The sequence below is a fragment of the Pseudarthrobacter humi genome (genome assembly GCF_024294965.1).
Taxonomy (GTDB): Bacteria; Actinomycetota; Actinomycetes; order Actinomycetales; family Micrococcaceae; genus Arthrobacter; species Arthrobacter humi.
On the sequence record NZ_JANCLV010000008.1, the window covers coordinates 77,872 to 91,814 of the forward strand.

A 13,943-nucleotide genomic window follows, 5' to 3' on the forward strand; every position below is an offset into this window, starting at 1 on the left:
GGAAAACCATCCCGAATATTTATCTCCATGGCAGATATACTCTAGGATGGAATCAAGTGTATCGCGGCCACCCCGAGCGAAGCAGGAATCATGAAATCAAGTCCCCTACACGGCGCGAGGGTTCCGTTCTGGCTTCGCTGGCTCCTTCCCGTTTTGCTGGTGCTCGCGTGGCTGGCCATTGCCGGCGTGGGCGGACCCACGTTCGGCCGGCTCGATGAGGTTTCCTCGAACGACCAGGCTTCCTTCCTGCCTGCGAGCGCCGAGGCCACCGCCGCGCAGGACTGGCAGTCAAAGTTCCGCGATTCAGACGAAGTGCCGGCAGTCATCGTCATCGAAAACGACGCCGCCATCAGCCCCGCAGAGCTTGGCAAACTGGCATCCCTGAAGGACGGCCTGGAGGGCCTTCAACTGGGCAGCGCCGTGATCGGCCCCATCCCGTCCGAGGACGGGAAAGCGGTCCAGTTCATCGCTCCGATCGGCTCCTCCGGCGAGCTGAAGGAATCCGTCCGGGAGTTGCGGGACTTCCTGGTGGATTCCGCCCCTTCAGGCATGCAGACCTTCGTCACCGGCCCCGCGGGCCTGACCGCAGACCTGGTCAGCGCCTTCGCCGGCATTGACGGCATCCTGCTGCTGGTGGCGCTCGGCGCGGTCTTCCTGATCCTGCTGATCGTCTACCGTTCACTCCTGCTGCCCATCGCCGTCCTCCTCACCTCGGTTTTTGCGCTCTGTGCCGCCATCCTGCTGGTGTTCGGCATGGCCAAGCTCGGCTGGATCCAGCTGAGCGGCCAAAGCCAGGGCATCCTGTCCATCCTGGTGATCGGTGCGGCCACGGACTATGCCCTCCTGTACGTGGCCCGGTTCCGCGAGGCCCTGACCCACACGCGCAACCGGACCGAAGCCGTGCTGACCGCATGGAAGGCTTCGTTCGAACCCATCCTGGCCTCCGGCGCCACCGTCATCATCGCCCTCCTCTGCCTCCTGTTCTCCGACCTGAACTCCAACAAGGCGCTTGGTCCGGTGGCGGCCGCCGGCATCCTCTGCTCGCTCTTCGCCGCGCTGACGCTGTTGCCTGCGCTGATGGCGCTTTTGGGCCGGGCCGCGTTCTGGCCGTTCCGCCCCAAGCTGGTCCCTGCCGGCGAGCGCGAACCCGAGCTGGTCACCGGAATGGAGGGGCAGAAGGGAGTCTGGCGGGCCACGGGTTCACTGGTCTCGCGCCGCCCGCGCACAGTCTGGGTCGTGTCGGTCCTCCTGTTGCTGGTGGCTTCGGCGGGCGTGCTGCAGCTGAAGGCCAACGGCGTGCCGCAGACCGACGTCATCCTCACTGCGTCGAACGCGGTGGACGGTCAGGACGCGCTGGCGCGGCATTTCGACGCCGGCAGCGGCAGCCCCGCCGTCGTCATCGCGGACGAAAGCAAAGCCGATGACGTGCTGGCAAAGGTCAGAGCGACCCACGGCGTGGGGGACGCCTACCTCCTGGCTGAAGGCAGTGTGCCGATCACCGGCGCCCCCGGGACTCCCAGCGCGCCGGACGTCCATGACGGCAAGGTGCTGATCAACGCCACCCTCAACTACGCCGCGGATTCCACAGAGGCAGAGGATGCCGTCAAGGCTCTGCGCGTGGAACTAAAAACGGTCGACGCCGGCGCTTTGGTTGGCGGCGTGACCGCCACTGCCCTGGACACCAACACCACCGCCCAGCGTGACCTGGTGATCATCATCCCCATCGTCCTGGCGGTCATCCTGGTCATCCTGATGCTGCTGCTTCGCTCCGTGGTGGCGCCGGTCCTGCTGGTGCTCTCCGTGGTGCTGTCGTACGGCGCGGCCATGGGCGTTTCGGCCGTGGTCTTCAACAGCCTGCTCGGATTCCCCGGCGCCGACGCCACCGTGCCCCTGTTCGGGTTTGTGTTCCTGGTTGCCCTGGGCGTGGACTACAACATCTTCCTGATGAGCCGGGTGCGGGAAGAGTCGCTAAAGCACGGGACCCGGCCGGGCATCCTTCGCGGACTCGGCGTGACCGGCGGAGTGATCACGTCGGCCGGCGTGGTGCTGGCCGCCACGTTCGCCGCCCTGGGCGTCATCCCCATCATGTTCCTGGTGCAGCTGGCCTTCATTGTGGCGTTCGGCGTACTGCTGGACACCGTCCTGGTGCGCTCGCTGCTCGTCCCCGCGCTGGCGTACGACATCGGCCCCCGCATCTGGTGGCCCGGCAAGCTCGGCAAGCCCGAGTTGGGCGCGGCCTCGCTGCGGGAGGCTGGCCCGCTGGAGACCGGTGCCGTGGATGCCGACCGTGAACCGGCAGAGGACGCCGGCCGCCGGTAGGACTGGAGCCCGCCCGACGCCGGTTTCCTCACCCCTGCGCACGCCACCAGGCCACCGTGGCCGCGGCCGCCTCGGGCAGGGGTGTCGGGCGGAGCCCAAACGCGGCTTCACTGATGGCTGAGTCCATCACAAACGGCCGCTCGAACTGATAGAGCAGTTCCGCCAGTTCCCGCATGTCCTTCGAAAACACACCCAGGGTCCGGAGCCCCCAGCCCGGAATGGCTCCGAGCCTCGGCGCCTGCACTCCGCCAGCCTCGGTGAACGCTGTGGCCAGCTGACGCTGCGTGACTGCCGGACCCGTGGGCGTGTGCCACACCTTGTTCCACAACGACGGCGTCGCCGCGGCATGGACCATCGCGGCGGCCAGGTCCGGGACATACGTGAATGAATGGGGTTGATCGGCGCTCCCGATGACCCAGACTTTCTTGCCGGCCAGGACGGCGGGGACCACGCGCTCTCCGGCATGTGAGGTGCGCACCCGAGGGCCAAAGAAATCGCCGGCAACCACGCTGACGGTGTTGGTCGGGGACGCGTCCCGCGCCTTGAGCAGCGCGGTCCGGACGCCCCGCTTGCCGCCTCCGGCAGTCCGCGGACCCGCCTCGACCATGGGGCGTCCAGGCTCGCTGTACGAGTAAAGGCTTTCGGGAAAAACGACGACGGCGCCTGCCTCGCCTGCTGCGGACAGCACCGTTTGCTCGGCCCGGGGCAGTTCTGCTTGCCAGGCGTCCGCAGTGTAGGAGGAGCCGTGGATGCAGTGGAAGACGGCGGTGGCGCCCGCGAAGGCGTCCCGCAGCTGGGCGGCATCCTGGACGTCGGCCTTCACCCGCTCCACCAGCGGGTGGTCGGGGCCGCTGGTGGAGCGGGTGAGGATCCTGACGTTTTTCCCCTGCTCCGCCAGCTGTTCTGCGATCGTCCAGCCCACAGGCCCCGCGCCCGTAACTACTTGCAGATCGTTCATGACTTCCCTTCAAGATTTCGCTATTGAGAGCACCGCTCTCTCAATAGTGTGTACTCCCGGCCGACGGCTGTCAAGAGCAGTGCTCTCAATTGTTGACACTGCTCTGCTTTGTGTGATGCTGGACCGATGGATACCCCTGCCGCAGACGCGGAAACCACCCTTCGGACACCGCGGGAGCGCGCCCGCGCCCAGACCATTGCCGACATCGTCAGGCTGGGCAGGGAGCACCTGGCAACGCACGGCGCGGCCGCCTTGTCCCTCCGCGCCGTGGCAAGGGATCTTGGCGTGGTCTCCTCCGCGGTCTACCGCTACGTGGCCAATCGCGACGAGCTGCTCACGCTGCTTCTGGTGGATGCCTACAGTGAGCTCGGCGACGCCGTGGATGCCGCAGTGAACGCAGTGCCGGAGCACGACTTCGATGGCAGGTTCAAGGCGCTCGGCCGGGCTGTCAGGGCATGGGCGTTGCGGGAGCCTGCGCGCTACGGCCTGCTGTTCGGGAGCCCGGTCCCCGGCTACCAGGCCCCCTCGAGCCAGACCACAACCCCGGGAACGCGCGTGATCTACCGCCTGATCGGCATTCTGGACGGCGCCTACCGGGCAGGGGCGCTGACCAAGCCGGCGCGCACCGCCGTCGTGCCTTCTGCCCTGTCCGACGACCTGGAAGTGATCCGCAGCGAACTCGGCCTCGCCATGCCGGACGAACTACAGGCGAACGGTGCCCTCGTGTGGACGTCGATCTTCGGGGCCGTGAGTTTTGAGGTTTTTGGCCAATATGGCCCGGATGCGTTCCGTGCCCGGGGCGAACTCTTTGAACATCACCTCACTGTCCTCGCGGCGATGGCGGGGCTCGTGCCTGACGGAAACCCGCGGGACGCCCCGGGGGCAGCGGCCACCCCTCTGTATAGCCGGCCTCCGGCTGAGTAGACTCCAAATGCGCCCGGATGGACGCGGAAACTCGAAGGAGAGATCACGTCATGACTGAGAACACCGCACCTGAAGAAGATCGCCGCAAGGGCAGCACCGAACCCGGGCCGGAGGGTGAGGGTGGCCAGTATGAAGAAGGCGACTACGGCGAGGCCGGAGTGGTGGGCGGCACGGAGAATCAGTCCGAGGAAGCTGGCTATCCTGAGGGCGACTACGGCGCCGCCGGCTCTGTTGACAGCGCACGCGAGGTGGAAGTGGACGAGGACAAGACCCCTTAGCCGCCGTTCACGCACAGCGAACTACTGGCAGAGAAGCGGATTTTCTGCCTGAAACCCCCGGAATTCCAGGGGTTCAACTGACGGTGCCGTGACCCAAAAATCCAAAGTTGAGCGTACTCCGCTCAACTTTGGATTGACATGGCTTGCGCGATGAGTAAAGTTGAGTGCAGAACGCTCAACACGAGCGCCAGCAAGTTTCCAAGGAAAGAAGGAAGCAACACATGTCACGTGCAGTAGGTATCGACCTCGGAACCACCAACTCCGTCGTCTCCGTTCTCGAAGGTGGCGAGCCCACCGTTATTGCCAACGCCGAGGGCGGCCGCACCACGCCGTCCGTCGTTGCATTCTCCAAGTCCGGCGAAGTCCTGGTTGGCGAGATCGCCAAGCGCCAGGCCGTCAACAACATCGATCGCACCATCGCCTCCGTTAAGCGCCACATGGGCACTGACTGGTCCGTCTCCATCGACGACAAGAAGTACACGGCGCAGGAAATCTCCGCCCGTATCCTCATGAAGCTGAAGAACGACGCCGAGTCGTACCTGGGCGAGAAGGTCACCGACGCCGTCGTCACCGTGCCTGCCTACTTCAACGACGCCCAGCGCCAGGCCACCAAGGAGGCCGGCGAAATCGCAGGCCTGAATGTCCTCCGCATTGTCAACGAGCCCACCGCGGCAGCACTGGCCTACGGCCTGGACAAGGGCAAGGAAGACGAACTCATCCTGGTCTTCGACCTCGGCGGCGGAACCTTCGACGTCTCCCTGCTCGAAGTGGGCAAGGACGAAGACAACTTCTCCACCATCCAGGTCCGTTCCACCGCGGGTGACAACCACCTCGGCGGCGACGACTGGGACCAGCGCGTTGTTGACTACCTGCTCAAGCAGCTCAAGGTCAAGGGCATCGACCTCTCCAAGGACAAGATCGCCCTGCAGCGCCTCCGTGAGGCATCGGAGCAGGCCAAGAAGGAACTCTCTTCTTCCAGCAGCACCAACGTCTCCCTCCAGTACCTGTCCGTCACCCCCGACGGCCCGGTCCACCTGGATGAGCAGCTGACCCGCGCCAAGTTCCAGGACCTCACCAAGGACCTGCTGGACCGCACCAAGAAGCCGTTCCAGGACGTCATCAAGGAAGCCGGCATCAAGCTCTCCGAGATCGACCACATCGTCCTCGTGGGCGGTTCCACCCGTATGCCCGCCGTGTACGAGCTCGTCAAGGAACTCGCCGGCGGCAAGGAGCCGAACAAGGGCGTCAACCCTGATGAGGTCGTGGCCGTCGGTGCTGCACTCCAGGCCGGTGTCCTCAAGGGCGAGCGCAAGGACGTCCTGCTGATCGACGTCACCCCGCTGTCCCTCGGCATCGAGACCAAGGGTGGCGTGATGACGCACCTGATCGAGCGCAACACCGCCATCCCCACGAAGCGGTCCGAGACCTTCACCACGGCTGATGACAACCAGCCGTCGGTGGCCATCCAGGTCTTCCAGGGCGAGCGCGAGTTCACCCGCGACAACAAGCCGCTGGGCACGTTCGAGCTGACCGGCATCGCGCCGGCTCCGCGCGGCGTCCCGCAGGTCGAGGTCACTTTCGACATCGACGCCAACGGTATCGTGCACGTCTCCGCGAAGGACAAGGGCACCGGCAAGGAACAGTCCATGACCATCACCGGCGGCACTGCGCTCTCCAAGGAGGACATCGACCGCATGGTCCGTGACGCCGAGGAGCACGCCGCCGAGGACAAGGCCCGCCGCGAGGCAACCGACACCCGCAACACGGCCGAGCAGCTCGCGTACTCCGTGGACAAGCTGATCGTCGACAACGCCGACAAGCTGCCCGAAGAGGTCAAGACCGAGGTCAAAGCCGACGTCGACGCCCTCAAGAAGGCCCTCGAAGGCACCGATGACGCAGCCGTGAAGACCGCGTTCGAGAAGCTCCAGGCTTCCCAGTCGAAGCTCGGCGAGGCCATCTACGCCCACGCCGGTTCGCCGGACGGTGCCACCGGTGCCGCAGGCGCCGAAGGCACCGCTGGTGGAGCCTCCGCCGGTGACAAGGCTGCTGACGAGGACATTGTCGACGCCGAGATCATCGACGAAGACGAAGCGAAGAAGTAGCCATGCCGCACCACGGTAACGAGGAAGAGCACAACTCATCCGCGAACCAGGAGCCGGTCATCCGGGACAACCGCAAGGTTGATCCGGTGACCGGGCAGGCCCGGCACCCGGAGGGCGAGCCTCCAGTTGGCGAGCCTGTTGACAGCGACGGCGATGCACTCGCCCAGGCCGAGGAAATCCTGAACGGCATCGAGGTGCCGGCGGAGGAATCGGTGGCACAGGGTGCAGGACAGGCTGAGGCTGCCGAGCTGAAGAACGATCTCCTCCGCCTCCAGGCCGAATACGTCAACTACCGCAAGCGCGTTGAGCGCGACCGGGCCGTGGCAGGGGAGATGGCCGTCATCGGCGTCCTGAACTCCCTGCTGCCGGTACTGGACGACGTCGATGCTGCCCGCCAGCACGGTGACCTGACCGACGGCCCTTTCGCCGCGATCGCCACCAAGCTGGAGAACGCACTGAAGACGTACGGATTGGTCCGCATTGACGAGACCGGAGTGGAGTTCGATCCCACGATCCACGAGGCCCTCATCCAGCAGCCGGGCGAGGACATCGAGGTTGACACCGTCAGCCAGGTGCTCCGCTCCGGCTACAAGTCAGGCGAACGCGTCCTCCGCGCAGCACAGGTCATCGTCGCAGTTCCGGCCTAGCATTACCCCGGTGGTTGAGCTTGTCGAAACCCAGGTTTCGGCAAGCTCAACCACCGACCCATTAACTTCTTGAAAGGAAACGCCATTGGCTAGCCAGGATTGGGTGGACAAGGACTTTTACGCGATCCTTGGTATCGCCAAGGACGCTTCCGACGCCGACATCAAGAAGGCCTACCGGAAACTTGCCCGCCAGCATCACCCGGACACCAACGCCGGGAATGCCGCTTCGGAGAAGAAGTTCAAGGACATCTCCGAGGCCTATTCGGTGCTTTCGGACCCCGACGAGCGGCAGCAGTATGACGCGATCCGGGCAATGGGCGGCGGCGCCCGGTTCGCTCCGGGCGGGGCCGGTGCCGCCAACGGCGGGTTCGAGGACATGTTCGGTGGCCTCTTCACCGGTAGCACCGGACGCCACGCCGGCGGCTTCAGCACGGCCGGCGGCATTCCGCCTGAGTTCGCTGACCTGTTCGGTGGCGGCTTCGGGGCCCAGCCTGGCTTCCAGCGGACCCCGCAGAAGGGTGCGGACCGCACCGCTTCGACCACCATTTCCTTCGCGGGCTCCATCCGCGGCACCTCCATCGGCCTGCGCGAGCCCAACGGTGAAGTGATTGATGTCCGTGTTCCCGCCGGGATCAAGGACGGCCAGAAGGTCCGCGTCCGCGGCAAGGGCCAGCCCGGCCCGGCCGGTAACGGGGACCTCATGGTGGCCGTGTCCGTCAAGCCGCACGAGTTTTACACGCGCGACGGCGACAACCTCCGCATCCATGTCCCGGTCACCTTTCCGGAAGCTGCCTTGGGCGCCGACATCCAGGTCCCCACCATCGACGGCGAGACCGTCAAGGTCCGTGTTCCGGCCGGCACGCCATCGGGGCGTACGCTCCGGGTGAAGGGCCACGGCGTGAAGACGTCCAAGGCCACCGGTGACCTCCTGGTGACCATCGACGTCGCGGTTCCCAAGAACCTGAACAAGGAAGCCGAGGCGGCCGTGAAGGCCTTTGCCGAAGCCACCGCCGACGCCGATGTCCGTGAAGGCCTGGCCGCCAAGGCCCGGCTCTAAGCAACGGAGCAGACCGTGGACATCAGCGCTGACCAGCCGATCTTCGTGATCTCCGTCGCGGCTGAACTGGCGGATATGCACCCGCAGACGCTCCGGCAGTATGACCGGCTGGGCATTGTCTCGCCCAGCCGGGCGCCGGGGAAGTCCCGCCGCTACTCGCAGCGGGACATCAACATGCTGCGCGAAGTCCAGCGGCTGTCCCACGAGGGCGTCTCGCTCGAAGGCATTAAACGGATCCTTGAGCTCGAGAACCAGGTGGCCGCGCTGCAGCGCAGGGTGAGCGAGCTGACCGAGGAGCTGGGCCGCCGTCGTGACCCCCTCGATTCGCGGATCTTCGCAGCCGGTGCCGCCGGCGACGTGGTGAGCCTGGCCCGCGGCCAGCGTCCCCGCGCGCGGTCCCAGTCCGTCGTGGTCTGGCGGCCCAGGGCACTGGGCGAATAGCGCCACTCAGGGAGCCGGCCGACGCGCAAATAGCCCTGCCCGCCGCTCGGGTGTTGCGCATAGCCGCAGGTGAGAGCCGTTTCCCGGCGTCCGGACCGGATTATGTCCGGCAACCGGGCCAAAGTTACGCCGCGGCAGGTTTCCCGCAGGTTAACTCTCCCAGGGCCTGCTTTCCCGCGGTTTTCTCCCGCCCGCCTGCCGTGTGCCTCAACTCGCGGCCGGCCCGGCGAGCGCCCCGAAACGGTCTCGAAACCAACCGGGCAGGCGTTGAAACAATTCGCTCCTACGTTCATCGCAAGGGGTCACTTCTGACGGACCTCGGAGGCGAGCCGCTGCCCAGCGCAACGGCGGAGTGAGAAGCAGGTACACATGACGGTTTCGGTCACCAAACGCGCTTTCTATTCCTTGGCGGCAGCCGCCATGGCCACTGTCCTGGCAGGCTGCGGCAGCCAGATCTCGGATCCGGCGTCCGCACGCTCCACCGCCAGCAGCGGCACGTCCTGTGTGGACACCTCGGGCAGCAGCGTCAAAGTCGGGTTCATCAACTCGCTGTCCGGCACCATGGCCATCAGCGAGAGCACCGTCTTCGACTCCCTGTCCCTGGCTGCCGAGGAAATCAACGCTTCCGGCGGTGTCCTGGGCAAGCAGCTCGAGGTCATCAGCGAGGACGGCGCCAGCGAACCGACCAAGTTCGCGGAGCGCGCCGGGAAACTGATCCAGCAGGACTGCACGGCCGCGGTATTCGGCGGCTGGACCTCCTCAAGCCGCAAGGCGATGCTCCCTGTGTTTGAGGCCAACGACGCGCTGCTGTTCTACCCGGTGCAGTACGAGGGCCTGGAGTCGTCGAAGAACATCTTCTACACCGGTGCCACCACCAACCAGCAGATCATCCCGGCGTTGGACTACCTGGCCGAGCAGGGAACCAAGTCCCTGTTCCTGGTCGGCAGTGACTACGTCTTCCCGCGAACAGCCAACAAAATCATCCAGGCCTACGCCGCGGCCAAGGGCATCGAAGTCCTCGGCGAGGAGTACGCCCCGCTGGGCTCCACGGAATTCTCCACCATCGTTAACAAAGTCCGGGACTCCAAGGCCGACGCGGTCTTCAATACCCTCAACGGCGACAGCAATGTGGCCTTCTTCCGCCAGTACAAGAGCGTTGGCCTGACCGCCGACACCATGCCCGTGGTCTCCGTGTCCATCGCCGAGGAGGAAGTCCCCGGCGTCGGCCTGGACAACGTCGAAGGCCAGCTGACTGCCTGGGACTACTACCAGACCCTGGACACGCCGGCCAACAAGAAGTTCGTCGCGGCGTTCAAGGCGAAGTTCGGCACCGAGCGCGTAACGAGCGACCCCATGGAAGCCGCCTACACCTCCCTGTACCTCTGGACGGCAATGGTGGAGAAGGCGGGATCCTTTGAGGTGGACAAGGTGCAGGCCGCCGCGGACGGGGTGACCTTCGAGGCGCCTGAGGGCCTGGTCACGGTCAACGGGGAGAACAACCACATCACCAAGACCCCCCGCATCGGCAAGATCAACGCGGAGGGCCTGATCGACACGGTGTGGTCATCGCCGGCGGCGGTTGAACCGGATCCGTTCCTGGCCACTTACGACTGGGCCAAGGACCTGGCCAAGTAACGGCCGCGGAAACATCGAGGAAAGGCCTGCTGGAATGGAACTCCTGATAGGGCAGATGTTCGCCGGACTCAGCCTCGGCTCCGTGCTGCTCCTGGCGGCACTGGGACTGTCGTTGACCTTCGGCCAGATGGGGGTCATCAACATGGCCCACGGCGAGTTCATGATGGCCGGGGCCTACACGGCCTTTGTGGTCCAGCAGGCCATCTCCGACGCCGGCGTATCGCTGCTGGTGTCCATTCCCGCAGGCTTCCTGGCGGGAGGTGTCCTGGGGCTGGTGCTCGAAGCGGTGCTGTTGCGCCGCATGTACCACCGGCCCCTGGACACCCTCCTGGTCACTTTCGGCGTGGCCCTGATCCTGCAGCAGGCCGCACGTGACATCTTCGGGGCACCCAGCGTCGATGTCCGCGCACCGGGGTGGTTGCAGGGGAACATCGAGTTGCTGGGCGCTCCCATCCCGCTGACCAGGCTCTTTATCCTGGGGCTCTCGCTGCTGTGCCTCGCCGGCCTGGTCCTCCTCCTGAAGGCCACGCCGCTCGGGCGCCGTATCCGGGCCGTTGTGCTGAACCGGGACCTCGCGGAAACGAGTGGGGTGTCAACCCGGCGCAGCGACCAACTGACGTTCTTCATCGGTTCGGGCCTGGCAGGCATCGCCGGCGTCGCGGTCACACTCATAGGTTCAACAAGCCCATACCTCGGCACCAACTACATTGTGGATGCCTTCCTGGTGGTGGTGGCCGGGGGTATCGGCCAGATCAAGGGGGCAGTCATCGCTGCCTTTGCCCTGGGAGTGCTGCAGTCCGTCTTCGAGTACTCGACGACGGCCAGCATCGGCAAGGTCCTGATCCTGATCGTGATTGTGGTGTTCCTCCAGCTTCGGCCGCAGGGCATCTTCAGCCTCAAAACAAGGAGCCTGGCATGAAAAGCCTGTTGCGCGGGCGCTTGGGAACCGTGGCCGGATTCACCCTTGGTGCGGTCCTGCTCCTGGGCGTTGCACCCGCGGTGCTTCCGGCGTTCAACCTCGGCCTGCTGGGGAAGTTCCTCTGCTTTGCCATCGTGGCAGTCGGCATCGGCCTGGCGTGGGGACGCGGCGGCATGCTGACCCTGGGCCAGGGGGTGTTCTTCGGACTCGGGGCCTACATCATGGCCATGCACATGAAGCTGGCCGACGCATCGCTCTTCGGCGGCTCGGGGGTGCCGGACTTCATGTCCCTCTACGGCAGCGGCGACGTTCCCGGCTGGTGGGAACCGTTCCGGAGCCCCGCAGTGACGCTCCTCGCCGTGGTCCTGGTTCCGGGGCTGGTGGCACTCGTCCTGGGCTTGGCGATCTTCAAGCGCCGCGTCAAAGGTGCCTATTTTGCGATTCTCAGCCAAGCGCTGGCGGCGGCCTTCGCAGTGTTCCTGATTGGCCAGCAGGCTACAACCGGAGGGTCCAACGGACTGAACGGATTCCGGTCCTTCTTCGGTTTTGACCTGAAGGACCCGAACAACAAGCTCATGCTGTACATGATCGCGGCGGTGGTCCTACTGCTGTCGCTCGCCATTGCCCGGCAGCTGATGCACAGCCGTTTCGGCGAGCTGCTGGTGGCGGTCCGGGACCAGGAGGAGCGCGTCCGCTTCCTGGGCTACGATCCGGCGACCGTCAAAACCGTCATCTACGTGGCTGCCGCCGTCCTGGCAGGCGTCGCAGGGGCGTTGTTCGTCCCGATCGTCGGGATCATCTCGCCTGCGGACGTTGGCGTGATCCCGTCCATCGCATTCCTTATCGGCGTCGCAATCGGCGGCCGCGGCACCCTCCTGGGGCCGGTCCTGGGCGCCGTCTGCGTCGCCGCGGCCCAGTCCAGCCTGTCATCCACTTTCCCGTCCTTCTGGGTGTACTTCCAGGGCCTGCTGTTTGTCCTGGTCATCGGGTTTATGCCGGGCGGGCTTGCCTCATTGCCGGCGCTGCTGGGCAGGCGGCGCAGAACGCCGCCCGACGCGTCAACTCCCGTAGCGCCGCCCGACGCGCCAGATCCCGACGTTGAAGAGCGAGCCACCAAGCCTGAGGAGGTCAGCAGATGACGACGCCCACGCTGCTCCCTGACGGGGAGCCCCAGGCCGGGGGATGGCGCCGCGGCCGGCCAAAATACCTCGAAGTCCGTAACCTCTCGGTTTCCTTTGACGGATTCCTCGCCGTGGACAACGTCGACCTTGAGGTGATCCAGGGCGACCTGCGGTTCTTGATCGGACCCAATGGTGCCGGGAAAACGACGGTAATTGATGCCATCACCGGCCTGGTGCCGGCCACGGGATCGGTCAACCATACGGGCACAGAGATCCTCGGCCGCAAAGTGCACCAGATCGCCCGGCTGGGCGTAGGGCGCACGTTCCAGACCGCAAGCGTGTTTGAGAACCTTTCCGTACTCCAGAACCTCGATATCGCAGCGGGCTCCGGGCGGAGCCCGCTCCAAATGCTGCGCCGCCGGAACTCCGTGGAACCAGCCGTGGAAGAGGCCCTGGAAATCATCGGCCTGGCAGGCGCGGCGGACAAGAAGGCAGGGATCCTCGCCCACGGACAGAAGCAGTGGCTGGAAATCGGGATGCTCCTGGTGCAGAACTCGGACGTGCTCCTCCTGGACGAGCCAATCGCGGGGATGAGCCAGGACGAGCGCGGGGAAACCGGCGAGCTACTGCGCCGCATCGCAGCCAACCGGATCACGCTGGTTATTGAGCACGATATGGACTTCGTCCGGGAGTTCGCTACATCGGTCTCTGTCCTTGCCGCGGGCAAGGTCCTCAGTGAGGGAAGCGTAGCGCAGGTGCAGGCCGACAAGAAGGTGCAGGACGTGTACCTGGGGACCTCGGCAACGGAAGGCCACTGATGCTCGAAATCGAAAATCTGCAGACCGGTTACGGCCGTACCCAGGTGATCTCCGGGGTGAGCGTGAGCGTCCGGGAGGGAGCCGTCGTCTCGGTTCTGGGGCACAACGGCGCCGGCAAAACGACGCTGCTGCGCGCCGTCGTCGGGCTCCTCAAACCCATGGCCGGACGCATCACCCTGGACGGGGAGGACATCTCGGCCCTCCGCCCGCACCAGCGGGTGGCGCGGGGCATGGCCTATGTACCGCAGGGCCAGCAGGCATTCGGGCAGCTGTCCGTTATGGAGAACCTGCAGCTCATCGCGGACGGGCGCAGGAACGGCACTGAACGCGTGGCAGAGGCCCTCGATCTGTTTCCCGCGCTCCGGCCGCTGCTGGCACGGCGGGCCGGGCTGTTGTCGGGTGGCCAGCGGCAGCAGCTTGCCATTGCCCGGGCATTGATCACCGGGCCGCGCCTTCTGATCCTGGACGAACCAACCGAAGGCATCCAGCCCAACGTTGTAGCCGAGATCGAAGCGACCATCCTCAAGCTGTCCCAGCGCAACGGCATGAGCATCCTCCTGGTGGAGCAGCACATCGGTTTTGCCCTCCATGCCGCGGACAGCTACTACGTCCTTTCGGCCGGAAGGGTTTCCTCCTCGGGAGCCGGCGGCGCCGGATCGGCGGCCAATGTGCGGCAGGCGATGCTCATCTGAGGCAAGTACAACGCTTGTCTGATGCCGGAAAA

At 65.5% G+C, this 13,943-nt stretch carries 13 protein-coding genes; 12 read left to right on the forward strand and 1 reads right to left on the reverse strand.

Annotated elements, in window-relative coordinates; translation table 11 throughout:
* The first annotated feature begins 90 nt into the window (after positions 1-90).
* The gene (locus tag NFC73_RS13005; RefSeq protein ID WP_254750814.1) at positions 91-2,319 is read left to right on the forward strand and encodes an MMPL family transporter; all 2,229 of its coding nucleotides are present in this window, start codon (positions 91-93) and stop codon (positions 2,317-2,319) included.
* A gap of 28 nt (positions 2,320-2,347) precedes the next feature.
* On the opposite strand, the gene NFC73_RS13010 is transcribed toward NFC73_RS13005, so the two are convergent.
* Positions 2,348-3,277, reverse strand: a complete 930-nt coding sequence (locus NFC73_RS13010) for an NAD-dependent epimerase/dehydratase family protein (RefSeq protein ID WP_254750816.1) — start codon at positions 3,275-3,277, stop codon at positions 2,348-2,350.
* A 126-nt stretch (positions 3,278-3,403) separates the two neighbouring features.
* Here NFC73_RS13010 and NFC73_RS13015 point away from each other — a divergent pair, with 126 nt between their 5' ends.
* From NFC73_RS13015 to urtE, 11 genes are all read left to right on the forward strand, one after another.
* Complete coding sequence (locus tag NFC73_RS13015; RefSeq protein WP_254750818.1) at positions 3,404-4,201, forward strand: TetR/AcrR family transcriptional regulator; 798 nt, start codon at positions 3,404-3,406, stop codon at positions 4,199-4,201.
* A 50-nt stretch (positions 4,202-4,251) separates the two neighbouring features.
* Positions 4,252-4,479 carry a hypothetical protein gene (locus tag NFC73_RS13020; RefSeq protein ID WP_254750820.1) on the forward strand — a complete coding sequence of 76 codons (228 nt, stop codon included), beginning with the start codon at positions 4,252-4,254 and terminating at the stop codon, positions 4,477-4,479.
* A 221-nt stretch (positions 4,480-4,700) separates the two neighbouring features.
* The gene (dnaK, locus tag NFC73_RS13025) at positions 4,701-6,581 is read left to right on the forward strand and encodes a molecular chaperone DnaK (RefSeq protein WP_254750822.1); all 1,881 of its coding nucleotides are present in this window, start codon (positions 4,701-4,703) and stop codon (positions 6,579-6,581) included.
* A 2-nt stretch (positions 6,582-6,583) separates the two neighbouring features.
* Positions 6,584-7,228, forward strand: coding sequence for a nucleotide exchange factor GrpE (locus NFC73_RS13030; protein WP_254750824.1), 645 nt, complete (start codon positions 6,584-6,586; stop codon positions 7,226-7,228).
* Positions 7,229-7,313: 85 nt separating this feature from the next.
* Entirely contained in the window at positions 7,314-8,285 is a 972-nt protein-coding gene (locus NFC73_RS13035) for a DnaJ C-terminal domain-containing protein (protein WP_254750826.1), read from the forward strand.
* A gap of 15 nt (positions 8,286-8,300) precedes the next feature.
* Positions 8,301-8,726, forward strand: a complete 426-nt coding sequence (locus tag NFC73_RS13040) for a heat shock protein transcriptional repressor HspR (RefSeq protein WP_308292683.1) — start codon at positions 8,301-8,303, stop codon at positions 8,724-8,726.
* A gap of 369 nt (positions 8,727-9,095) precedes the next feature.
* Positions 9,096-10,361 carry an urea ABC transporter substrate-binding protein gene (urtA, locus tag NFC73_RS13045; protein WP_254750828.1) on the forward strand — a complete coding sequence of 422 codons (1,266 nt, stop codon included), beginning with the start codon at positions 9,096-9,098 and terminating at the stop codon, positions 10,359-10,361.
* 34 nt (positions 10,362-10,395) lie between these two features.
* On the forward strand, positions 10,396-11,280 hold the full coding sequence (gene urtB / locus NFC73_RS13050; protein ID WP_254750830.1) for an urea ABC transporter permease subunit UrtB: 885 nt from the start codon (positions 10,396-10,398) through the stop codon (positions 11,278-11,280).
* Positions 11,277-12,419 carry an urea ABC transporter permease subunit UrtC gene (gene urtC, locus NFC73_RS13055; RefSeq protein WP_254750832.1) on the forward strand — a complete coding sequence of 381 codons (1,143 nt, stop codon included), beginning with the start codon at positions 11,277-11,279 and terminating at the stop codon, positions 12,417-12,419. Before urtB ends, urtC begins: the two co-directional genes overlap by 4 nt.
* Positions 12,416-13,219, forward strand: coding sequence for an urea ABC transporter ATP-binding protein UrtD (urtD, locus tag NFC73_RS13060; protein ID WP_254750834.1), 804 nt, complete (start codon positions 12,416-12,418; stop codon positions 13,217-13,219). Before urtC ends, urtD begins: the two co-directional genes overlap by 4 nt.
* Positions 13,219-13,911, forward strand: coding sequence for an urea ABC transporter ATP-binding subunit UrtE (gene urtE, locus NFC73_RS13065; RefSeq protein WP_254750836.1), 693 nt, complete (start codon positions 13,219-13,221; stop codon positions 13,909-13,911). The genes urtD and urtE overlap by 1 nt, the downstream gene beginning before the upstream one ends.
* Positions 13,912-13,943: the final 32 nt, after the last annotated feature.